The organism is Halohasta litchfieldiae (assembly GCF_002788215.1).
GTDB lineage: Archaea > Halobacteriota > Halobacteria > Halobacteriales > Haloferacaceae > Halohasta > Halohasta litchfieldiae.
Window position 1 is genome coordinate 3,085,544 of sequence record NZ_CP024845.1, and the last position, 22,154, is coordinate 3,107,697.

Consider the following 22,154-nt stretch of genomic DNA (forward strand, 5'->3'; position numbering starts at 1 on the left):
CCAATCCAACGCTCCGTATGAGCCACCGAGTTATTGCGGATCTCTCGCCGGACGAGCGCGTCGCATTTTTCGAACGCGACGCCGGTATCGATGCCGTCCGAGGGGATGTCGAGGAGATCATCGACCGCGTTAGCACTGAGGGCGATGTTGCACTCCGCCAGCTGTCGGCCGAACACGACGATGTCGAGGTCGGCAACATTGACGTGACTGATCTCGCCGAGCGAGCACACGAGGAGGTCGACGACGAGATTCTCGATGCGATTTCGACCGCAGCCGACAACATCCGTGAGTTCCACGAGCGACAGGTCCCAGACGACTGGCGCGAGGATTTCGACGGCCGGGAGTTAGGCCGTTGCTACCGCCCGCTCGAAGGGGTCGGCGTCTACGCCCCCGGCGGCACCGCAGCCTACCCATCCAGCGTCCTGATGGGTGTCATCCCCGCGAAAATCGCAGGCGTCGACCACATCGCGGTCGCCACACCACCTGCCGATCCGATGAACCCCGTGACGCTCGCGGCGGCCCACGAAGCCGGCGCGGATCGAATCTATGCGGTCGGCGGCGCGCAGGCTGTCGGCGCGCTTGCCTACGGAACTGAGACCGTGAACGCGGTCGACAAGATCGTCGGTCCCGGAAACAAGTGGGTCACAGCAGCCAAGGCCGCCGTTCGGGGCGATGTCGAGATCGATTTCCTCGCCGGACCGAGCGAACTGCTCGTGGTCTGTGACGAGACCGCCGACCCGGAGTTCGTCGCCAGCGACCTCATCGCACAGGCCGAACACGACCCCAACTCCTCGGTCGTCGCGGTGACTGCTGACGAGGGGACTGCCGCGGCAATCGGCGAGGAACTCAACCAGCAGGTCGACGACCGCGAGCGAAGCGAGACCATCGAGAAGGCACTGGCTAACGAGGCCAGCGGCGTCCTGCTGGCGCGGTCGATGTCCGAAGCAGTCCTCTTTGCTGAGGAGTATGCCGCCGAACACCTTTCGATTCAGGCTGACGACGACGAGGCCCTGCTCGACCGGATCGATTCGGCCGGCAGTGTCTTTTTGGGTCCGTATACCCCGGTCGCCGCAGGCGATTATGCGTCCGGTACCAATCACGTACTGCCGACTAACGGCGGGGCCAAGCGGTTCGGTGGGCTCTCGGTCGACGCCTTCCTCCGGTCGACGACGGTCCAGCGACTCGACGAGGAGAGTTTGAGCGGTCTCTCGGAGACGATTACCACGCTCGCCGAAGCCGAGGGGCTGGAGGGCCACGCCGAGAGCGTCCGGCGGCGGTTCGAGTAGTCAGTAGTCGTCGACTACCAGTGCCGACGCTCTCGGCACGGAACCGGTTCTGATTGCATCCCGTCGTCACAGTTAACAAGCTTGGAGAGAAAGACAATGGTATGAGCACGGGAACCGTCGACGGCAGTTCGGAATCCGCAGTGGCGGTCTCTGAACTGGCCGCCGAGAAGGCGCTCGCGTTGATGGACAGCGAGGGAATGGATCGGGATATCGGTGGGCTCCGGCTGTTCGTCCAGCAGGGCGGCTGTGCGGGGCTCTCCTACGGGATGCGGTTCGACGACGAACCGGAAGACGACGACACGATCACGGTCCACCACGGGCTTCGTGTCTTCGTCGACCCCGCAAGTCTCGACTATATCGGCGGCAGTCGACTCGAGTACGAAGACGGCCTGCAGGCCGCGGGATTCCACGTCGAAAACCCCAATGTCGTCTCCGAATGCGGCTGTGGCGAGAGTTTCCGGACGTAGGGCCACAGCTAAACCGTTTGCTGTTCTTTCTCCCGGCATGGATCTCGAAGCGCTGACTGTCGAGTCGGAAGGCACTGTCTACGTCGACCGTGAGGATACCGAACGCGGCTCCGAAGGCCCATTTTATGCAGTGTATACCACCGAGGCTGCGACCGACCGGTGGGGGTACTTCTGTAGTTCGTGTGAGAGCGTCGACAACGCGATGGATACGATGGGGCGGATCGTCTGCAACGAGTGTCCAAACGTCCGCAAACCCGAAGAGTGGGACGCTGCCCACGAGTAGTCGACGGCTAACGGTAGTCTAGGGCATGTGTGACAAAGTTTATCATACAGGCTATCGTAGGCTCACGTGGATGGCCCCTGTTACCATACCACCGACTGAAGAGGCCAGGACCGTGTTCCGACGGCTCGGCTACGCTATTAGCGAGGAGGGTAGCGAGTTCGTCGCGGAACGAAAGTGGCGTCGCGTCCGTGTGACACCACTCTGTGCAGATGATGCCACCCAGCCAGATCCCGTACTCGGAGATGAATCCGAAACCGGGCTGCGGCTTCGGTGTTTCGTCACATGGATGCAGTGTACAGGGGAGTTACGTGAGTATCTGCGGACAACAAAACCGCCGTACGACTGGGCAATCATTGGGATCGAAGAAGACGACGACGCGGAGTTCGAAGTCGTCCACCCCGACAGTTCGCTGGCACCAGCGTAGCGTCATCGGCCGGTTGGGCCGACTCTCTGGATACTGTCAGCGTCGGGTACTTTTTGAGGGTGTGCGTTGAACGGACTGCCGCAATGGTACATAAGAAGGTAACACTGATCGGCAAGAGTCCCGAGAGCTTTGATCGCGCAGTCGACGACGCAATCGACCGCGCCCAAGATACCCTCGACAACGTCCACTGGATCGAAGTCGAGGAGCTGGGCGTCGAACTCGCAACCGTCGAGGATCGAGAGTATCAGGCGGAAGTGGAAGTCGCCTTCCAGCTCGAAGGGTAGCCTCACGGCCGGGTTCGTTTTTTCTGTTGGATCAATCGCTGGACGGAACGATAGCCTCTTTGCTCCCGCACGGCGAGTCGAAGCCAGATGACGCTTGTCGTGGTTCCAGTCCGGTATCCGCTCTCGGCCCACTCAACGGCGACACTCGCCGAGGCGATCCGTATCAGCAACGACCGTGGGGCAGAGTTGTCAATACTCCACGTCGACCTCTATCAGGACACCAATCACGTCAGTCGAACCGAACTCAAAACAGCGGTCGAACGTGAGTTCGGCGACCTCCAACAGGCCCGCTACGTTGTCCGGCGCGGGTTTCTGGTCGAGGAGACGATTCTCGAAGAGATCGCGGCCGAAAAGGCCGATGTCGTCGTCATTGGCTCCGGACAGGCCAGCCAATGGAAACGGATGGTCCGGAAACTGCTTTCTGATCCGGATATCGGTGCCTACCTCCGAGAGAAACTCGACTGCACCGTGATCACGGTCGACGCCGACGGCCGCACTGACGAGTAGCCTCCGTCTACCAGTTAAACACCGAACGTCGCCCGGAGCATGTCGCGGGTTCCGGGGCCGAGACCGACCGCAACTACTGCGACGAGCAGCAGGATCGCATACCGCGGACTCTCCTCAAACAGCTCATCGTTGAAGATCCACACGAGGAACGTTGCGGCAACCAGTTTGACCAGCAGGAACGGCCACGCATCACCAGTGACCGCAAGAATCGAGTCAGGGAGCAGCAGGCTCGTGTACTCGACGATAGCTGCGTTGACCGGATGTTTCGGGATGAGATTCGCTCCTGCGCCGAGTGCGGGCATCCAGTTGAGGCCGACGACGTTGGCCATCCCGTCGACCGCGTGGGCCCAGATGACGACAAAGCCGATAAAGCCGGTTCCGGCGTTGAGTTCCGGATAGCTGGTGCCGATGAGTTTCCACGTCAGCCACGCCGAAAGGGTCGCCCCGACGAGCGTCACGAGCAAGACCTGCGGATGGATCGTCGCGTATTCCGTGGTCGCGCCGAGATACGTCAGATAGCCGAGCGAACCGACCAGCAGCGTGGTCCCGATCCCGGCAAGCGGATAGGCGTAGTCGTCGACGTAGCCACTCGATTCCAGACGAATGGCCACCAGCACGGCCACCAGCGTGAGGACGAACATCGTGAAATAGATGAACGGGCTGATGATTACGGCGCTCCACGGGAAGTCAATCAGTGGTTCAGCACCGAACCGCATCGCCGAGATGCCCGCGTCTTCGATGGTCCGCAGGGCACCGCCCAACAGCATGAACGGGAACAGCGCGTAGAAGAACCGCCGGTCGGTCCCGATGTCGAGCCTGCGAAGCAGGAGGATCACGCCGAACAGCGTAAACAGCAACATGAGCATGTAGCCAATCTCCGAAACCAGCGTGTAGCCCGGGTAAGCGACGATATGTCCGGCGGTCTCGGCTTGGGTACACGCACTGGCACTGCCGCCGAAGTCGACGGTCCCGCCGGAGCGGATCGCACAGTTCGCCCCGTTGCCGTCGGCGACGACCGGGCCCCAGAAGTACTGCCAGAGGAAGCGACCGTAGACGAGTTCTCGAAACAGCAGCGATCCGACGAGGAGGACAAGGGCGACCACGCTACCCGTACCGATCCAGAGCCGTTCTGATGAGGTGTCGAGTCGCTCGGAGACTGCAGCCATTGGGTATCCGTGGGGCGGTCAGTAAATTGAGGGTTCCGGTCTCCTGTATTGCAGTCGCCCGACCGTCAGTCGACGCTGCTGGCCAGCGCTGTCGGCGAGGCTATTCGGCTGTACTGTCGACAACCGCATTGGTCGCCGCCTGCATCGCCTCGTGAACCTCGCCGTTAGAGATCACCATCCCCGTCGAATCGTGTTGCCATCGCTCGCCGTCGACGTCAGTCACGGTCCCTCCGGCCAGTCGAACCAGATGGACGCCAGCGACGCTGTCCCACGGATGGGCCTGCAGATCCGTGATCCCGCCCTCGATAGCGCCGTCGGCGACCAGTGCGAGGGTGGCCTGTGCGGAACCGAACCGCCGGAGGTCGTCGAACCGCGTGACGATCTCACGGGTCGCCGCGGCGTAGGCGTCCCGACTGTCGGTATCCCACCAGAGCATCGGCGCGACCGTCGACAGTTCCGGGTCGCTGGTCTCGTTCACGCTCAGCTCGGTGCCGTTCCGGTAGGCGGTCGACTCGTCAGCGGTGTAGCTGTCGCCGAGGGCGGGAAGCACGATTGCGGCCGCAACCGGCTCGCCGTCGACAACTGCCGCCACGGCGGTCCCCCAGATCCGAATCCCGTCGACGAAGTTGTTGGTGCCGTCGATTGGGTCGATGATCCAGACTGCGCCCTCGTCGGGCACCGTTTTTAACGCGTCTTCCTCTTCGCCGACGATGGTATCGTCGGGGTACGATTCCTCGATAACCTCGATTACGCGCCGTTGGGCGGCGCGGTCGGCCTCGGTGACGAGATCAGTTGCTGAACGCTTGGTCTCGGAGGCAATCCCCGTCCGGAACTGCTCGTAGGCGAGTTCGGCTCCGGCGGTTGCGGCACGCTCGGCGACGACTGCCCGCGTATCGTCGGTATCAGTCACATGCCTACACTCTCTCGATGTGACCTATAACCGTCGGTCGACGTGGTGGGTAGCCGACAATAAACCTGCAACATCTGCCATAATTTACTCAGTTCCGAATTGGAGTAAATACTTATACCCATCTCCTGTATAGCTGTGTATGCAGCCAGAAGAAGCCGTCAAACAGATCCAGTGTGTCACCGATGCCTCGCTCGACCAAGAGGGAGTCCGAGTTGCACCGATGTACAGACCGACGTTCCGCCGGGTCGCGGCGGAGGGAACTGGAGCGGACGTAAGCCGGCTCGCAGACCTGCTTACGGGAGAGATTCAGGCGGGTAACCGACCAGCACCTGAAAAGATCGATACTCTTGCTGCCAGCATCCTTCGCCGTCGACGCGCACTGACTGACGGCGGCCGAACGTAGCATCGCTGACGTCACGGTGCGGTTGCAGTGCAGTCGCAGTGAGGGTCGTGGGACGACACTGTGCGGTCGCGGTGTTTTTCTTTCCACAAAACCGGTGTATAGCTATGCGAATCGGTCTCGTCGTCAATCCGATTGCCGGAATGGGTGGTCGTGTCGGTCTCAAAGGCACCGACGGGAAGGTGAGAGAAGCCCGCGACCGCGGTGCAACGCCGCGAGCCCCCGACCGCGCCCGCCGAGCACTCGACCGGCTGGCCGAGCTTGCGCCCGACACCGAACTCCTGACTGCCGGTGAGCCACTGGGCGACTCACTGGCTCGCGAGGCTGGCCTTGAGCCAACGGTTGTTTACAACCCAGCTGTCGACCGCGACACCGACGAAACGACGGTCGACGATACGAGCGCCGCGGTTGCAGCATGTATACGCGAAGCCGTCGACCTCGTGCTGTTCGTCGGTGGCGACGGTACCGCGGCCGACGTTGCCGAGGCACTCAGTAGGACCGAAATCCCGATGCTCGGCGTTCCGGCGGGCGTCAAAGTCTATTCTTCGGTGTTCGCCGTCTCGCCCGAGGACGCCGCCGACATCGTCGTCAGCTTCGACCGCACCGAGCGACGCGAAGTGATGGATATCGACGAGGACGACTACCGCGAGGGGGAAGTCAACCCCGAACTGCGCGCGGTTGCATGGGTGCCGGTCACCGACGAGCTTCAGTCCTCGAAACAGCTCGGCGGCGGCACGGTCGACTCACTGGCCGCGGGGATCGCCGACAACATCGACCCCAATCGAACCTACGTGCTTGGGCCGGGGTCGACCGTGGGCGCGATCAAAGCGGCCCTCGGCTTCGAGGGGTCGCCCATCGGCGTCGACGTCTGGCGAGGTGGGGAGGTAGTGGCGTTGGATGCCAGCGAATCCGAAATCCTCGACTCCTTGGGCGAAGACAACGTCATCGTCGTCTCGCCGATTGGTGGGCAGGGATTCGTTTTCGGACGGGGGAATCCACAGCTCTCGCCCGCCGTCATCCGCCGCTGTGACGTGGAGATTGTTGCCTCGCGCTCGAAGCTTGATGGACTTTCGGTGCTGCGCGTCGACACCGATGATCCCGAACTCGACGACGAACTGAGAGGATGGCGGAAGGTCCGCGTCGGCCGGTTCGAACGCCGCATGATGAAAATTGTGTAGCCTGAGACACCCGTTTTGGTGGGAGACAATCACATACCGATATTCCGAGAAATATGCATGTGTGTTGTAGTCATACCAAGAGTATAGACAAGATTAAGGAGATACGAAGCCGACAGGAGGTATGGAAACGCGGAAGGTTCAGCGGTTGGGACCCTCGACGCTGGCGATGACGTTGCCAGCCGAATGGGCCAAGGAACACAACGTCGAGAAGGGCGACGAGGTTTCGATTCGGATGGGTGGCAAAGGGACTCTCACGGTACTCCCTGAGTCAGCCAACACCGAGGAAAGCGAGGCGATCATCCACGCCGACAACCTCGATGCCGGGGCGCTCGAACGCGCCATCGTCGCCCAGTACGTCCTCGGTCGACGAGTGATCCACGTTCAAAAGGAAGACGGCGCGCTCGAATCCGAACATATCAACGCGGTATATAAGGCCGAAACCCAGCTGATGGGGCTCGGTGTGATCGAAGAAACGCCCGAATCCATTGCGATTCGGTGTTCGGTCGACCCCGAGGATTTCACCCTCGACAACCTCTTAGAGCGACTGGAAAACACCGGGAGTACGATGCGCGGCGAGGGAATCAAAGCGCTGGCCCACGGGAACGAAGATCTCGCCCAGCGGGCGCTCAACCGGGAGCGACAGGCCAACAAGATCTTCGTGCTACTCCTGCGTCTCATCTTCACTGCGCATCAGAACCCCAACCTCTGTCGAGCGGTCGGTCTCGACTCTAGCTTCCCACTGATCGGCTACCGCTCGGTGGCGAAGAATCTCGAACTCACCGCGGACAAAGCCGAGGATATCGCCGATATCGTGATGGATGCCGACAGCGAGGGGCTGGATGTCGACAGTTCGACGATGCGACGAATCAGGGAGTTCACCGATCAGGTCGACGAGCTGACCGTGCTCGCAGTCCGGGCGGTCGTCGAGCGGGATTACGATCTGACGATCAAATGTCGGTACCTGTTTCAAGAGATCGCCGATCGCGAACAAGAGATCCTCGACGACCTTCCGGAACTATCGAACACGGAGCTGCTTCGGGTCCGCGAAGTGCTCGTCAGTCTCCAGCAGACCGCCGAGTATGCTGTCCGGAACGCCGAAATCGCGGCCAACCTCGCACTCGACGAGGAGTCCGAACACGTCGAAATCAGGTAACTGGGACGAATATATTAAGTAGGCACCGTCGAAGCACTCTGTATGGAAACCGGATCAGTCGACTCCGACAAAGCAATCGGGATATCGATGGCCTTCGGCGTGCTCGCGGTTCTGGGCGCGCTGTTCATGGTTGGTGGCTCAACACAACGCATGCAGGCGTGGGCGTTTGCGGCTGCGATGGTCGCCGCCAGTCTCTGTGTGGTCGTCATTCATCTCTACGAGTAGCAGACGTGTCGGGGGTGTGGGACGCAATTGTTAAGCCGCTCACAGCCCAATGGGATGGCAATGACTAGCTACACCGACGAGGAACAACGGATCGTCGCCTATCTCCGCGACAGCGTCTCCCGAGGCGAGCGATATTTCCGGGCCAAGACCATCGCCGAGGCCATCGGGCTCTCCTCGAAACAGGTCGGTGTACGGCTTCCGCGGCTGGCCGAAAAATCCGACGACGTTCAGATCGAGAAATGGAGTCGTGCCAAATCGACGACGTGGCGCGTCACCCCCGAGTAACCCTCGCTCAGCGTCTCGGTGCCGCTTCCACGCCCTTTTTACCTACGCCATTCGACTCCTCACCAATGACAGTCCGTGTCTCACGGAGCTTCGAGTTCGATGTGCCCGGCGAGCGAGTCTGGGAGTTTATCGCCGATCCCGAAAAACGAGCCGGCGCGATCAGCGTCGTCGACTCCTATGAACTCCGCGGGGAGAACCGAGCGATCTGGCAGGTCAAACTGCCGATTCCACTGATCAACTCCACGATCACGGTAAAAACCGAAGACGTGCTTCGAGAGCCACCCCACCGCGTCAAGTTCTCCGGGCGCTCGAAAGGGATGAATGTGACCGGCGAACACACGATCACCGACACCGACACCGGCTGTCGACTCACAAACGAGTTCGTCGTCGACGGGAAGCTCCCGGGCGTCGAGAAGTTCTTCAAACGAAACCTCGATACGGAAATTGACAACCTCGAAGACGCCCTGCGGGCCGATATCGCTGCCGACAACTGAACATGAAACTCGCCCTCGCACAGCTACAGATCGAACCCGGCGCGGTCGAAGCAAATCTCTCGCGGGCCGCCGAGGCCGTCGCGGCTGCCGCCGCCGATGGCGCGGATCTGGTCGTCCTCCCCGAACAGTTCGTGGTCGGTTTTTTCGCGTTTGACGACTACCCAACCCACGCTGCAGGGCTCAATGAACCGATTTTCGACCGACTCGCCGAACTGGCCGTCGAGAATAGCGTGGGACTGGTCGCCGGAACGACGGTCGAAGATCTTGCGGCCAGTGCCGAAGCAGGCTACGACGTGCCAGCCGACAGTGGATATGCGAACACGGCCGTCTTTTTCGACCGCGACGGCGACCAGCGCGGCGTCTACCGGAAACACCACCTGTTCGGCTACGAGTCGGCCGAATCGGAGCTGTTGGTGCCCGGCGAGCGTCTCGATATTGTCGACTTCGAGGGACTGAAAGTAGGAATAACGACCTGCTACGATCTGCGGTTTCCCGAACTGTATCGGCGGCTGGTCGACCGCGGGGTAGAATTGATCGTCGTGCCGAGCGCGTGGCCCTACCCGCGGGTCGAACACTGGAAAACGCTCGGGCGGGCCCGAGCCATCGAGAACCTCTGTTATGTGGCGACTACTAACGGGTCCGGAACGTTCCCGGAGGCCGATTCGACGCTCTGTGGCCGGTCGACGGTCTACGATCCATGGGGGACGACGATGGCCAGCGTGGGCGATGAGCCGACACGCCTCGCAGTCGAAGTCGACCCCCAGCGAGTCCAAGAGATTCGGGAGCGGTTTCCCGCCCTCGGTGACCGCCGGGACTGAGTTTCGAGGGCCGGAGGACGGTGCATTTATCAACGCCTGATACCAACGGTGAGGTGCCGACGCATCGACGCTTTTCTCGTCGCCGTCGGCAAGAACGCTGCCGCGCCCATCCCAGTCGCTTCAGTTCGGGTCTGGTCGGACCCGACAACGAGCCGAGGAGTCGGGGGCCACCTTGGCTCGTTTCTCGTTCAGTATGCTTGTGAGCTACTGCCGCGCCGGTCGACTGCTGGCAGTCGACGCAGCCTTCTATGGACGAACGGACACGTATTGAGCATATATATTGTTTAATGCACCCCACTACAGCTTATAACCTGAAGTATATGTACTGTTAGCTCTTACAACTGGATAAGTTGCCAACGGAGGTGAGGTCACGAATCAATCCACGCCATACATCAATGCCACCATCCTGATTCCCGCAGTTGCCACCTCAGCTTGGTACTACATCCAGTCCGAGAGGACGCGCGTTCGGAGGTGACGCCGTCTTCTCTTCACCCCACTCCTTCATTCCACCTCCGGCCCTTCTCAGTGTTACTCGGAGATTCCCTGTTACCACCGAACCTCGAAGCCGTCTTCGGCTTCCGGCGATTCCATCGTGACCTCGACATCCTCGACGTTGGCGGCCGGACTCCCGGTGTGACACCAGTCGACCATCCTGTCGACGCTATCCTGATTGCCTTCGAAGACGGCCTCGACGCGACCATCCGAGCGGTTTGTCACCCAGCCGTCGACGCCCTCCTCGCGGGCAGCCTCGCGCGTGCTGGCTCGGTAGTAGACGCCCTGTACGCGGCCACTAACAAAGACGTGAGCACGAACGCGGTCGGAATCCGTCATATCACTGGGTTCGACTGCCGGACAAATAAACGCCATCACACGGTCGCTTCCGGTCGACCAGCGGTTTCAAACGTCAGGGTTCCAACGGTACCACATGGTTCAGTTTGGAACAGCGGGCATCCGGGGGAGCGTCGTCGACCGCGTCACGCCAGCGGTCGCGCTGGCGGTTGGGCAGGCCGTCGGGCAGGTCGCAACCGAGTCGAAACCCAACGAGACGTCGCCGGAGGTCGTTATCGGCCGGGACGGCCGAACCAGTGGGCCCGCACTGGCGGCGGCCGCCGAAGCCGGTGTCGCCTCGGCGGGTGCGATACCGGTTCGGATCGGTGCGGTGCCAACGCCGACGCTGGCGTTTGCCTCCCAAGGTCGACACGGACTCATGGTCACCGCCTCGCACAATCCGCCGACCGACAACGGGATCAAATGTTTCGTCGACGGGTCGGAGTTCGACAGCCAGCGAGAACAGAGGATCGAACAGTACGTCGACGAAGACGGCCCACCTGCCGACTGGGAGCAGTGGGAGTCGTCGGTCCGAAGCGACCTTTTGCCAACGTATCGAGAGGCCGTCGTCGACTACAGCCGCAGATACGGAGCCGACTGCGAGGGGGTTCGGATCGCGGTCGACTGTGGGACCGGCGTGGCGTCGAACGCGACACCGGCGGTGCTCCGTGAACTCGGTGCGACCGCTATCGGCGTGAACGCGACCGTCGACGGCCATTTCCCGGCCCGGCCGAGCAAGCCAACCCCCGAGACGCTCTCGGAGTTCCGAACGCTGGTGGCCGACGGCGAGTTCGAGTTCGGCATCGCCCACGACGGTGACGGTGATCGAATCGTGATCGTCGACGAAGACGGCGAAATCGTCCACGAGGACACGGTCCTCGCGATTCTCGCAGATCACTACACGCGACAGTATGTCGACGAACATGGCGACGAAGCCCCGACGCCGGTCGTCATCACGACACCGAACGCCTCGGGGCGGATCGATGAGCAGGTGACTGCTGCCGGTGGTCGCGTCGACCGGGTCCAACTGGGTGGCCTCCACGAGGGAATCGCCGCCGCCGAAGCAGACGACAAACCGGTCGTCTTCGCCGCCGAGCCGTGGAAACATATTCATCCCCAGCTGGGTGGCTGGATCGACGGCGTCGCCAGCGCGGCGGTCATCTCGCGGCTGGTCGCCAAGCAGGGACTAGCCTCGCTTCGTGAGCCGATTACCGAACGTCCCTATCGCAAGGTGAGCGTCGACTGTCCTGACGAAATCAAGCCGGATGCGATGGCTCGGCTCGAAAACAGCCTCTCCGAACAGTTTCCGGATGCGACGGTCTCGCTGGATCACGGCGTTCGGCTCACCTTCGTCGATGACTCGTGGCTGCTGGTTCGACCCTCCGGAACCGAGCCCTACATTCGGCTCTACGCCGAAAGCGACGATGTCGACGCGGTCGTTGAGGCGGCAACAGGGGTAATAGAAACAGAAGTCGACGCCTAACAGTAGTTAGATACTCCCTACGGCGTCTCGTCGGGCGATGAAAAGACATCGACCACCGCGTTTAGGTCCTCGACTGTGATATCGCCGTGGCGAAGAATAGTCGGCTCTGGACCACTGAGGTCGACAATCGTACTCGATTGGGTCGTTGCCTGAGCAGAGCCTTTGAGAATGTAGTCGACTCGATCACCGACCTGCTCGGTTGCGAGATCGAGGTCGACAAGTTGGTCGTCGGCCTGCCCGGTGAGATTTGCCGAGGTCATACAGAGCGGTTGGTCGACTGCTTTCGAGAGTGTGCGCCACGTCGGGTTACTGAGACAGGCCAGCGAGACGGTGTCGCCGCCAGCAACCACGCGTTCAGGGACGGCTTCGGTTTTCTCGACGATGAGATTGAGCGGACCGGGCCAAAACGCTTCGACGAGTGCGTCCATCTCGTCTCGGCGGTCGGTTGTTCCCCACCGGGTCCAGTCGTCGGGGTCACGGATGAACAGCGTCAGGGGGTCGACTGGCTCGCGGTTTTTGATCCGGAATGCGCGTTCGATGGCCGCCTCGTCCCACGGATCGAGCGTCAGTGCGAGGTTGGTGTCGCTCGGGGTGACGATGACGCCGCCCTCGCGGATGCTGTCGGCGGCGGTTTCGATCCCCTCCGGCGTCGACTCCAGCAGGTTGTCCTCCATTGTCTCCCAACTCTGTGTCGAATCGTCTTGTAGTTTGGTTGTCCGTTCGTCTCTTGTTAGATGGAAGCAATCGGGTCAGCCGCCTCGCAGTCGTGGGCGTCTCCGAGTCGGCACCGTGTCCAAACAATCAATAAAACCGACCTGACAGAGTACGTATGGCGAAGGAAACCACCCACAGCGACGAGACGGCCCCGGAGGTGAACACAACGACCTCGGAGGTGAACGAGACGACTTCGGCGTCGACCACGTTTTCGGTCGCGGGTGCCCGCAAGGGGTTCATTGCCTGTGTCCCGGTCGCCCTCGGGGTTGCAGGCTATGGGGTGTTGTTCGGCGTGCTTGCCCGGCAGGCGGGGTTGAGCATCGCCGAGTCGACGCTGATGAGTGCCACCGTAGTGGCGGGGGCCGCCCAGGTAATCGCCATCGGGGTGTGGGACCAGCCGATCCCCGTGACTGCGGTCATCGGCACGGCGTTCATCGTGAACCTCAGATACCTGCTGATGGGCGCATCGCTGCGGCCGTGGTTCGAAGAGCTCTCGCCCCTCCAGGCCTACGGCAGCGTGTTCGTCATGGCCGACGAGAACTGGGCGCTCACGATGCAGGAGCTCCGGTCGGGGAATCCGGCTGGCGCGTTCCTGCTGGGCTCGGGGATCGCGATCTGGGTGTTCTGGGTGCTTGCGACGGTGCTTGGAGCGGTAGCAGGCGGCGTGATCGACGATCCCGCGACCTACGGGCTCGACTTCATGCTGACTGCTGTGTTCATCATTATCGCGGTTGGCCTCTGGGAGGGACGGTCGGATCTGATCCCGTGGCTCGTCGCCGGTCTCGTCGCCGTCGGGACGGCACAGCTCCTCGGCGGTCAGTGGTACATCCTGTTCGGTGGTCTCGCGGGGGCAGCCGTGGAGATGATTCGGTATGACGATTGAGCTGAACCCCATCGTCGTCGCGGTTATTTTGGGAATGAGCGTCGCCACTTTCGTGACTAAAGCCGGAGGGCTGTGGCTGCTCGGCAAGGTCGACCTCTCACCACGGATCGAATCCGGACTCGAAATCCTGCCCGGAGCGATCATCGTCTCGATTGTCGCCCCCGAACTGATCGGGGCCACGCTTTCGACCTGGCTCGCTGCCGGGGTCGTCCTCGTCGTTGCGTGGCGGACCGAGAGTATCACGCTCTCGCTGGCTGTCGGCATCGCTACGGTTCTCGCACTCCGGACCGTGCTGTAGTTCGGACCGTGTCGGGATCCGAATCGGTCGACCGAGTGGACGCGTCGTCGACCGACTCAGGACGACTCTTCGAGATCCCCAAACACGAACTCGCTGCTGGAGCCGAGGGGATCGGTCGCCGTTTCGGTTCGAAGATCCTCGAAGCCAGCCTCGTGGAGTTGGTTGAGCGTCGACTCCCGCCCCGGCGCGGAGAAGAACATCTCTCCACCCATCCAGCCGCGGCGCACGGTCTGAAACCGGCCCGAGGATAGTGTCATTAGCAGCGTGCCGCCGGGTTTTAGTACGCGGGCAAACTCTCGGTAGAGTTCGGGATGGCGGTCTCGGGGGACGTGAAACACCGCATGGTAGGCCGTGATCCCGTCGACTGCATCCGTGGCCACCGGGAGGTGGCTCATCTCGCCCTGCAACAGTCGACTGTCGGGAACGGTTTCGGCGGCCAGCGAGAGACCACGGCGGGCGAAATCGAGGCCGATACTTCCCGGCGGCAGATTGGCGAGCGTTCGCGCGCCGTCGCCACAGCCCAGATCGAGAACCAATGGTTCGGAGGGCAGGGCCGCCAGCAGGTCATCGATCAGGTCTGCATCCGAACCATCCGGGTTGCGTCGCTCGGCATACGCCGTCGACAACGCCTCCCACGCCTGTCGTCGCTCATGGCGGTCCATACCGAACAGAGGGCCGCCACAGCAATCAGTGTGTTCGCTACCAACTATGTGTTGCATACAAAGCGACTGATTTCGAGATAAAGAGTTTTCGCCACGGAGGTTGGATTTTGGCCAATGACTACCTACGAGTACGATATCGCCGTTGTTGGCGCGGGGACATCGGGCTGTTATGCTGCGGCGACCGCCGCCAACGCTGGCCTCGATGTCGTCATCATCGAGCGGAAAGACGCCGAAGAGGCAGGCCACATCGCCTGCGGCGACGCCCTCAAAGGCGCTGACGCCTTCCCCGAGGCGATTCCGAAGTCCAAGATCGAACCCTCCTTCACGAACACGGACGTCGACCACGGTCGCTTCGAGATCCCGAGCCACGACACGGTGCTCGAAATCCCAGTCCCTGGCGAACTCGCCGTGATTGATCGACTGAAGTACGGGAAACTCCTCATCGAAGGCGCCGAAGAGTCCGGCGTGGAGTTCCATTACGATACGGTCGTCCAAGACGTCACCCAAGCCGACGACGGCACCGTCACCGGCGTCACTGGGAAATCGAACGGCGAGGCCGTCGAATACGACGCCGAGGTCGTGATCGACGGGGGTGGCTCGCTCTCGTTGCTGCAGGACAAAGTCGACTTCGACGGGACCACGTTCGACACAAACGTCCAGTACTCCCAGTTCTGCTCGGCCTACCGAGAGATCGTGGAGGTCGAGGAGGACGTCGAGTGGGACGATGCACTCGTCTTCAAGCCGACCAAGCGTGCGGCGGGCTATCTGTGGTACTTCCCGCGCACGTCGACAACGATCAACGCCGGCCTCGGTTTCCAGATGAACGAAGAACCGATGCAGATGATCGAGGACCTCAAAGAGGACCTCAAAGATCGCGAGGAGTTCGAGAACGGCGAGGTCACCGACAAACTCGGCGCGGCCCTCCCAACCCGGCGCGTCTACGACTCGGCTGTGGCTCCCGGATACATGGCGGTCGGCGACGCTGCGGCCCACGTCAATCCGACCACCGGCGGCGGAATCGCTGGTGCGGCCTACGCCGGGAAGTACGCCGCCGAACAGGCCGTCGAGGCGATTGAGGCGGGCGACGTGAGCGAGGACGCCCTCTGGCATTACAACGAGCGCGTGATGGACCACTTCGGCTCCCGGTATGCGGGCCTCGACGTCTACAATATTCTTTCGACCGCCGTCGACATCGACGACCTGATGGGCCTCTTGGCTGCGCTGCCGGGCGAAAAGCTGGCTGAGGCGTTGTATACGGGCAAAACGTCGATGGGGCCACTGCTGGCTGCTCGGACCGCCGTCGACAGCTTCGGCTACTGGCGGCAGATTCTGGACTTCTACAAGGTCAAACAGCTTGCAGAGAAGCTGATCAACCACTACGAGCGATATCCGTCGACGCCTGCGGCCCTCGAAGCATGGCAACGTCAGCGCGACGAACTGATGGACGAAATCTACGAGACGACCGGCGCTGAGCCGAAATACTAAGCTGGAAACTACTCTTCGTTCTCGTCGGCAGGATCGAACAGCCCTGCGACATCCTTCTCTTTCCGCCGTCGACGCTCGACCTGTGATGCTAATCTATTATAAACGATTCCGCGGTGTGTCGACTCGCCGACGAAGGTCGTGAGCAGGCTGATATACTCCGTCTGGCTCTCGTCTACTTCCTCGCGGGCGTACTCGATGGCATCGTGGATGACGCTGTCGTCGTACTGGTCGAACTCCTCGGTGAGAACCCCTGCGGCCGTCGTGATCGCCCCGAGTTCCAGATCGGCTGCTGCAAGTGGCTGTCCCTTATAAGTAAGCACGGGCGGAGAGGCGCGTTCGATTCGCTCGGGGTCGGTTTCGAGTGCCTGTAAGTAGCTCCGGACAGCCACGGTGTCGACACCGCGGTAGGTCGATGGTAACCCAATTAAATACTCCCTACCGCTCTCACAGAGGCCGACCGCGCCGCTCCAGTTTCGGTTCTGGGCGTGGTAGATTGCGGCCGTAAACTGGATCAGTCCGTGGAGCAATTGCTCGTCGTCGCTCCCGGTCGGGAGGTCGAGCCACACGTCCTCCCACGCGTCGTGGGCGGCATGGGTGGCTCCGGCATTATAAATAGCAAGCCCGGCGCGAAGTTGCTCCTCCATACAGAGAGGGGTGCCAGCGGGAGGGAAAAATCCGTGGACTCCGCGCGATAGTAACGCTGATAGGACCGCCAGCCCTCCGGTCGACCGTGACAACGTGGGTCGAAACGCCGCGTGGCGGCCGTGATCGAGGGCCAACTGGCTTGGTGCGCGCGTGGGGCGAAGTCCTCCGTCGACCGCGCCGGTTTTTCGCCAATGGCGTCGCCCCGGGCGACCAAGCACCGGGACTGAGTTTCGCAATCGTCGTGGCACTGATTTACGTCGGTGGCCTGCTGGCTGTCCAGCCCGAACGCCTACTCGGCGAGGGCCGGATTCCGATCATGGCCGACAGCCTCGGCCTCACCGCGGTCTTCGTTTTGCTGCTGTTGGCTGTCGTCGTCGCCCCTGCGGCGCTCCATCTCGTTTCGGCCATCCAGACAGTCATTCTTATGCTACTTGTCGACGACCGCGCTGGCGTCAGCGAGACGGTCCAGATCATCGGCTATGCAACCGCGCCCTGTGTGTTCGCATGGGTTCCGATTCCGGGGGTGGCTGCGCTCTGTGGGCTGTACGCGACCGGCCTGCTCATTGTCGGTCTGGCAGTCGTCCACCGGACGACATCCCTTCGGGCCGCTGTAGCTGGGATGCTGCCAGCGATACTCGTTTTCGGTGTAGGGTTCGGAGCGATTCGGGCTGGGCAGGCAGTGGCCGCCGGAGTAGTCGGCTAACACCCCAGCGCGTTTCGACAACGGTTAAAGGGTGGGTCCATATTTTTTTAGCAAATGGGTTCGTGTATCATCTGTGACGTCCCTGTTGATGGCGGTCACGTTTGTGACAGTCATCAAGAAGACGTCATCTTCGAGTTCCGTGGAAACCATGCATCGCAACTTATCGACAACCGATTCTATCAGGGAACGGTCGACGGCTACGCCGATTTCGGCGTCTTCATCGATCTCGCCCCCGGCGTCACCGGCCTGCTTCACCGCAGTGAGCTAGATCGTCGCCTCGAAAGTCTCAACTGGGAACCGGGCGACACCGTCTGCGTTCGCGTCAACAACGTCCGAGACAACGGCAACATCGATCTCGGCAAATCGATCCGACAGTCCGACCGCGAGTTCCGTGGCAAACTGATCCTCGACGGCACCGACGAAAAGCTCGCCGCAGAGGTCGACGACAACGAGTCGGAAGCCGAGACTCAGACAAGCGAACCGGAGCCAGAACCGGAGCCGGAAGTCGAGACCGAAAGCGTCGAGACCGACGCAGTCGACGAAGGCGAAACTGACGACGCCGAACCTGAGTCAGTCGAAACCGACGAATTCGACACCGGCGAGGTCGCCGTCAGCCACGGTCCCGAGACCGGAAGCGAGACCAAGGAGGCCGTTATTGGCGGCGAAACCGACACCAGTACGCCGAGCAGCAACTCCTCGGGCGGTGCGGTCACCGTTTCCGAGCGCGAGGCCGAATCAGCCGAAGCAGACGGCGAGCCCGTCGCTGAGGGCTACGACGAAGTCAGCATCGAAGCACTCGCTGATCTCGTCGACGAGCGCGTCCGACTCGACGGCGAGATCGTGAGCATCCGCCAGACCGGCGGCCCGACCGTCTTCGAACTCCGCGACGAGACCGGCGTCGTCGACTGTGCCGCGTTCGTCGAGGCTGGCGTCCGCGCCTACCCCGAGATCGAACTCGGCGACATCGTCCGACTCGACGGCGAGGTCGAACGCCGCCGCGGCGAACTCCAGGTCGAAACCGACGAACTCGTCGCCCTCGAAGACGAGGAACGCGAGGCCGTCACCACGCGACTGGCCGACGCGCTCACCGACCGTGCCCGACCCGACTCGCTGGAGCCAATCGGTGACCACGACGCGGTCGACGCCATCGCCGAACCGCTCCTCGACGTGGCCGAGGCGATCCGCCGAGCCGTTCTCGAATCCCGCCCGGTCGTCATCCGACATCCAGCCACCGCCGACGGCTACGTTGCCGGAGCGGCCATTGAGCGCGCCGTCCTCCCGCTCGTCCGTGAGGAACACGCCCGCTCGGATGCCGAGTACCACTACATCGTCCGCCGGCCGCTCGACAACGCCATCTACGGGATGGATGCGGCGACCAAAGACGCGACCCGCATGCTTCAGGACCGAGACCGTCACGACGAGAAACTGCCACTGTTCTGCTTCGTTGGAGCCGCCAGCACCGCCGATTCGGCCGACGGACTCGGCCTCTTGGGTGTGTACGGTGCCGAACGAATCGTTCTCGATTCGATCTCGGCCGACACCGATGTCGACGACGTGGCCGAACAGGTTGTCACCGCGGACGAAGAGGCAACGGATCTCTCGGTCGGCGCGCTGACCGCGACGCTCGCTGCGGCGCTCAACACCGACGTGAGCGACGACATGCAGCACCTCCCCGCAGTGAGCTACTGGGAGGACACCCCCGAGGCTTACACCGCAGCCGCCGAAGACGCGGGCTACGACGCCGAGCAGGTAACCAACATCCGCGAGGCAGTCGCCCTTGAGGCCTACTACCAGTCGTATCAGGACAAACGCGAACTGATTACGGATCTGTTGTTCGACGACGCCGGCGGCCTCGCTGGCCACATCGCCGAGCAGTTCCGCGAGAAGCTCGACACCGAGCTCTCGACCGCCCAAGCCAACCTCGAAGGCGAGGAACGCGACGGTGTCTCGATGGCCGTCCTCGACACCGATCAGTTCAGTCACCGCTTCGACTTCCCGTCGACGGAACTCCTGCTCGACGAACTCCATCGCGCCGAACGCGAGGGTGAGGCGTTCGTCACTGTCGGCATCGGCATGGACGAACTCTACCTCCGAAGTACCGAACCGCTCGACATTCGCGCCGTCGCCGAGCAGGCCGCCGAGGCCGCTCCTGAAGCCGACGTCACCGCACGCGGCGTCCGCGAAGGCCGCATCGAGTTCCTCGCCGGCAAACGCGAGGCCGCCAAGGACGCCGTCCTTGAGGCCGCCGCAGAGCAGTTCAACTAACGCCGCAACCGACTCGGTTTGATTTTATTGTTATCAACGCGATCCAGCGATGGCTTCGTCTAACGTCGACACCGACACGCGGCGAACCTGTCAGTGAGTACTATTATAACTGATGCGTGTACTGGTATAGCTACCATACCAGAGGTGAAAAAATGGACGAGCGCATGTCAGGTCGACCGGAAGCACTGTCAGCGGCATCGGTCCCGCCATCGAAGGCACTTGATCCGGCGGCGTTCTATAGCTTATATTTGGGCGGCTTGGCGTTTTCCGACCGACAGCGGCGGGTTCGGTCGACCGCCATCCTCATCCTCAGCGGTCGACTCGGGTTGCGACCGGGAGAGATCCAGCATCTCCACGAGGGATGGATCGACTGGGACCGCGGCGTGATCCGGATTCCAAAGCGCGATCCCTGTGCCTGCAATCTCTGCTACGAGACCGCTCGACACCGCCAGCGCGCGGGCGACGGTCGACAGGTACTCGATATTCTTGCGGAGTCGACGTGGACCCCACCCGGTGGTGAACGGACCGCCCCCTTCGGGTGGTCCCAACGACTGACCGCAGTGCTGGCGACACTCTGTGATGTGGAGGGCTATCTCGGCCTCTCGGCGGAGGCGATGGCCCGACTCATCAATCGGAGCGCCCATCAGGCTGAGGGATTGGACTACGACAGTATCGATATCCAGAGCCTCAGAGCGACCGCGGCGGCGTTTTTCGCCGACGCTGGCTTTTCGGCCCGCCGGATCGCGGGCCTGCTCGGCGAAGATGTCGACACCGCCGGTGCGTTCGCCCGGCGAGAAGGTGGCGACGCCCGCGAACAGCTCTTCGCGCAGTTCACCGAGTCGACGGTCGCAGATCCCGGTGCGGCGTATGCACTGCTCGCCGAGCCGGAACCGTTCGATCACGAGCCGTTCGATCCGCGGACGTACGACGCCGACTGGCTCGCGCAGAGCAGCGGGCGAGCTACCCCGACTCGCTCCGCAACCCACGGCCGGTGACCAGTTCGGTCGACAGCTCGTTCAACGTCGCCGATCTCGGCGACCGGATGCATCTCGACCGCGACAGCGAGCTGGTCGACGAAGACGGTGCAGCCGTCACGCTGCAGCAGTGGGTAAGCCGCCGCGAGGCACAGCGATACGACGCTCTCGACGCGGAATCGACCGATCAGTCCAAGGGGGCGGCGAGCCGAGAGGCAGGCTCGGCCGATGGTCGGTCGACAGCCGCCGAAAGTCACTCAACAAATCAGTCCGGACAACTGGACATAGCACCGGACGAGGGGAGTACAAGCGATTCCGAGGGACAGACCGGTGGGACGGCCAGCGTCGACAGCGGTGGCCTCTTCGATCCACGAGAGCGAATCTCGGGGGACCCAATCCTCACGACCGAGACGACAGTTGCCTGTTCCGGGCTTGCCGATGGCCAGCCAGTCGCCTGCCGTGTCGTGCTGGGTGCGTCCGAGTTGGTGCTGGCCCGCGCCGACGACACGATGGGCGAGGAGTACACAGCCATCCCGGTCGACTCCATCGTCGACCTCTCGCCGGATCAGATTCCCTCGGAGTTCGCCGAGACCTTCGAGTCGACGGTCGCCATCGCCTCCGACGAAGGTGAGGGTCGACAGCTGGCGATCATCGAACTCCGGGGGAACAAACAGATCGGCTTTGCGAACGAACTGTTCAAGCTGATCCTCCAAGGTTGTGAAATCATCGTCACCCACCCTGCAAAGAAGGGTGGCCGCGTCTTAGAAACCGATCCGGTCCCCGGCGAGCTTACAGTCGACGACCGGTCGGTATCGATCACCGCCGCCGACGGAGACGACGAGCTGACGATTCGGCTGTCGGATATCATCCACATCGGGACGGGGAAACAGACCTACGAGAACCTCCGTATGCGGGGGCTGTCGATTCGCCATCTCCACGCCTCCAAGGAGGCGGCCGAAACCGCAATCAAGCTCCGAGATGATAGGAAACAAAAACTGTTCGAGCGGTTCGTCAGACAGAGCTACCGGAAACGGAAACGGAAAATCGAGCAGCTCACGATCACCGAGGCGTTCAAGGAGGTCCTCGTTGCGCTCTACTCGGCCAGCGACGAGATGGATCTCTCGATGATTATCGATAAAAACCCCGGCGAACTCCAAGACGTATTCGACTCGCTACAAGACGTTGGGCTGGTCCGCATGACAGACGACGGGACGGTACTCACCGGCCTAGGTCGGGTCGTCGTCAACGAGAAGATACAGGATGTAAATACATAATGAGCGCTGACTGGCCGATGGTGGAGATCGCATCCACACAATAGCAGACAAACGTATTTA

At 62.0% G+C, this 22,154-nt stretch carries 27 protein-coding genes; 21 read left to right on the forward strand and 6 right to left on the reverse strand.

The window, feature by feature from the left end:
• The first annotated feature begins 17 nt into the window (after window positions 1-17).
• From hisD to HALTADL_RS15665, 6 genes are all read left to right on the forward strand, one after another.
• Window positions 18-1,286: a histidinol dehydrogenase gene (gene hisD / locus HALTADL_RS15640; RefSeq protein ID WP_089671389.1), complete on the forward strand. Its 1,269-nt coding sequence runs from the start codon at window positions 18-20 to the stop codon at window positions 1,284-1,286.
• Between the two features lie 101 nt (window positions 1,287-1,387).
• Entirely contained in the window at window positions 1,388-1,753 is a 366-nt protein-coding gene (locus HALTADL_RS15645) for a HesB/IscA family protein (RefSeq protein WP_089671388.1), read from the forward strand.
• Window positions 1,754-1,790: 37 nt separating this feature from the next.
• Window positions 1,791-2,036, forward strand: a complete 246-nt coding sequence (locus tag HALTADL_RS15650) for a DUF5816 domain-containing protein (RefSeq protein WP_089671387.1) — start codon at window positions 1,791-1,793, stop codon at window positions 2,034-2,036.
• Between the two features lie 70 nt (window positions 2,037-2,106).
• Entirely contained in the window at window positions 2,107-2,460 is a 354-nt protein-coding gene (locus HALTADL_RS15655) for a DUF7116 family protein (RefSeq protein WP_089671386.1), read from the forward strand.
• A gap of 83 nt (window positions 2,461-2,543) precedes the next feature.
• A complete protein-coding gene (locus HALTADL_RS15660; RefSeq protein ID WP_089671385.1) occupies window positions 2,544-2,744 on the forward strand; it encodes a dodecin in 201 nt (66 codons plus the stop codon).
• Between the two features lie 87 nt (window positions 2,745-2,831).
• Window positions 2,832-3,251 carry a universal stress protein gene (locus HALTADL_RS15665; RefSeq protein ID WP_089671384.1) on the forward strand — a complete coding sequence of 140 codons (420 nt, stop codon included), beginning with the start codon at window positions 2,832-2,834 and terminating at the stop codon, window positions 3,249-3,251.
• 14 nt (window positions 3,252-3,265) lie between these two features.
• Here HALTADL_RS15665 and HALTADL_RS15670 read toward each other — a convergent pair whose 3' ends face one another.
• Both HALTADL_RS15670 and HALTADL_RS15675 read right to left on the reverse strand, forming a co-directional pair.
• Window positions 3,266-4,417 (reverse strand): DUF63 family protein, encoded by a 1,152-nt coding sequence (locus HALTADL_RS15670; RefSeq protein ID WP_089671383.1) that lies wholly within the window; start codon window positions 4,415-4,417, stop codon window positions 3,266-3,268.
• 100 nt (window positions 4,418-4,517) lie between these two features.
• A complete protein-coding gene (locus HALTADL_RS15675; protein ID WP_089671382.1) occupies window positions 4,518-5,327 on the reverse strand; it encodes an inositol monophosphatase family protein in 810 nt (269 codons plus the stop codon).
• Window positions 5,328-5,466: 139 nt separating this feature from the next.
• Here HALTADL_RS15675 and HALTADL_RS15680 point away from each other — a divergent pair, with 139 nt between their 5' ends.
• From HALTADL_RS15680 to HALTADL_RS15710, 7 genes are all read left to right on the forward strand, one after another.
• On the forward strand, window positions 5,467-5,730 hold the full coding sequence (locus HALTADL_RS15680) for a hypothetical protein (RefSeq protein WP_089671381.1): 264 nt from the start codon (window positions 5,467-5,469) through the stop codon (window positions 5,728-5,730).
• Window positions 5,731-5,834: 104 nt separating this feature from the next.
• A complete protein-coding gene (locus HALTADL_RS15685; protein WP_089671380.1) occupies window positions 5,835-6,905 on the forward strand; it encodes an ATP-NAD kinase family protein in 1,071 nt (356 codons plus the stop codon).
• A gap of 121 nt (window positions 6,906-7,026) precedes the next feature.
• Entirely contained in the window at window positions 7,027-8,058 is a 1,032-nt protein-coding gene (locus tag HALTADL_RS15690) for a phosphate signaling complex PhoU family protein (RefSeq protein ID WP_089671379.1), read from the forward strand.
• Window positions 8,059-8,100: 42 nt separating this feature from the next.
• On the forward strand, window positions 8,101-8,283 hold the full coding sequence (locus tag HALTADL_RS15695) for a DUF7525 family protein (RefSeq protein ID WP_089671378.1): 183 nt from the start codon (window positions 8,101-8,103) through the stop codon (window positions 8,281-8,283).
• A gap of 60 nt (window positions 8,284-8,343) precedes the next feature.
• Window positions 8,344-8,568 (forward strand): DUF7123 family protein, encoded by a 225-nt coding sequence (locus tag HALTADL_RS15700; protein WP_089671458.1) that lies wholly within the window; start codon window positions 8,344-8,346, stop codon window positions 8,566-8,568.
• Window positions 8,569-8,633: 65 nt separating this feature from the next.
• Window positions 8,634-9,062 (forward strand): CoxG family protein, encoded by a 429-nt coding sequence (locus HALTADL_RS15705; protein WP_089671377.1) that lies wholly within the window; start codon window positions 8,634-8,636, stop codon window positions 9,060-9,062.
• Between the two features lie 2 nt (window positions 9,063-9,064).
• Window positions 9,065-9,880, forward strand: coding sequence for a nitrilase-related carbon-nitrogen hydrolase (locus tag HALTADL_RS15710; RefSeq protein WP_089671376.1), 816 nt, complete (start codon window positions 9,065-9,067; stop codon window positions 9,878-9,880).
• Between the two features lie 546 nt (window positions 9,881-10,426).
• On the opposite strand, the gene HALTADL_RS15715 is transcribed toward HALTADL_RS15710, so the two are convergent.
• Window positions 10,427-10,711: an acylphosphatase gene (locus HALTADL_RS15715; RefSeq protein ID WP_089671457.1), complete on the reverse strand. Its 285-nt coding sequence runs from the start codon at window positions 10,709-10,711 to the stop codon at window positions 10,427-10,429.
• 94 nt (window positions 10,712-10,805) lie between these two features.
• On the opposite strand from HALTADL_RS15715, the gene HALTADL_RS15720 reads away from it, so the two are divergent.
• Window positions 10,806-12,191, forward strand: a complete 1,386-nt coding sequence (locus tag HALTADL_RS15720) for a phosphohexomutase domain-containing protein (protein WP_089671375.1) — start codon at window positions 10,806-10,808, stop codon at window positions 12,189-12,191.
• Between the two features lie 17 nt (window positions 12,192-12,208).
• Here the strand turns inward: HALTADL_RS15720 and HALTADL_RS15725 are convergent, their stop codons facing one another.
• Window positions 12,209-12,865: an L-threonylcarbamoyladenylate synthase gene (locus HALTADL_RS15725; protein ID WP_089671374.1), complete on the reverse strand. Its 657-nt coding sequence runs from the start codon at window positions 12,863-12,865 to the stop codon at window positions 12,209-12,211.
• A 155-nt stretch (window positions 12,866-13,020) separates the two neighbouring features.
• Between HALTADL_RS15725 and HALTADL_RS15730 the strand changes: the two genes are divergently transcribed.
• Entirely contained in the window at window positions 13,021-13,788 is a 768-nt protein-coding gene (locus tag HALTADL_RS15730) for an AzlC family ABC transporter permease (RefSeq protein WP_089671373.1), read from the forward strand.
• Complete coding sequence (locus HALTADL_RS15735; RefSeq protein ID WP_089671372.1) at window positions 13,778-14,086, forward strand: AzlD family protein; 309 nt, start codon at window positions 13,778-13,780, stop codon at window positions 14,084-14,086. Before HALTADL_RS15730 ends, HALTADL_RS15735 begins: the two co-directional genes overlap by 11 nt.
• Before the next feature lie 56 nt (window positions 14,087-14,142).
• On the opposite strand, the gene HALTADL_RS15740 is transcribed toward HALTADL_RS15735, so the two are convergent.
• Window positions 14,143-14,748, reverse strand: coding sequence for a class I SAM-dependent methyltransferase (locus tag HALTADL_RS15740; RefSeq protein WP_089671371.1), 606 nt, complete (start codon window positions 14,746-14,748; stop codon window positions 14,143-14,145).
• Window positions 14,749-14,862: 114 nt separating this feature from the next.
• On the opposite strand from HALTADL_RS15740, the gene HALTADL_RS15745 reads away from it, so the two are divergent.
• Window positions 14,863-16,233 (forward strand): geranylgeranyl reductase family protein, encoded by a 1,371-nt coding sequence (locus HALTADL_RS15745; protein WP_089671370.1) that lies wholly within the window; start codon window positions 14,863-14,865, stop codon window positions 16,231-16,233.
• 8 nt (window positions 16,234-16,241) lie between these two features.
• Here HALTADL_RS15745 and HALTADL_RS15750 read toward each other — a convergent pair whose 3' ends face one another.
• A complete protein-coding gene (locus HALTADL_RS15750) occupies window positions 16,242-16,877 on the reverse strand; it encodes a DUF309 domain-containing protein (protein WP_089671369.1) in 636 nt (211 codons plus the stop codon).
• 86 nt (window positions 16,878-16,963) lie between these two features.
• Between HALTADL_RS15750 and HALTADL_RS15755 the strand changes: the two genes are divergently transcribed.
• The 4 genes from HALTADL_RS15755 to HALTADL_RS15770 all read left to right on the forward strand — a co-directional run bounded on the left by HALTADL_RS15755 (window position 16,964) and on the right by HALTADL_RS15770 (window position 22,094).
• Window positions 16,964-17,581 (forward strand): YIP1 family protein, encoded by a 618-nt coding sequence (locus HALTADL_RS15755; protein WP_089671368.1) that lies wholly within the window; start codon window positions 16,964-16,966, stop codon window positions 17,579-17,581.
• Window positions 17,582-17,635: 54 nt separating this feature from the next.
• A complete protein-coding gene (locus HALTADL_RS15760; protein ID WP_089671367.1) occupies window positions 17,636-19,846 on the forward strand; it encodes a DHH family phosphoesterase in 2,211 nt (736 codons plus the stop codon).
• Window positions 19,847-19,998: 152 nt separating this feature from the next.
• The gene (locus HALTADL_RS15765; RefSeq protein ID WP_089671366.1) at window positions 19,999-20,841 is read left to right on the forward strand and encodes a hypothetical protein; all 843 of its coding nucleotides are present in this window, start codon (window positions 19,999-20,001) and stop codon (window positions 20,839-20,841) included.
• Window positions 20,838-22,094, forward strand: coding sequence for a CheF family chemotaxis protein (locus HALTADL_RS15770; RefSeq protein ID WP_089671365.1), 1,257 nt, complete (start codon window positions 20,838-20,840; stop codon window positions 22,092-22,094). Before HALTADL_RS15765 ends, HALTADL_RS15770 begins: the two co-directional genes overlap by 4 nt.
• Window positions 22,095-22,154 lie beyond the last annotated feature (60 nt).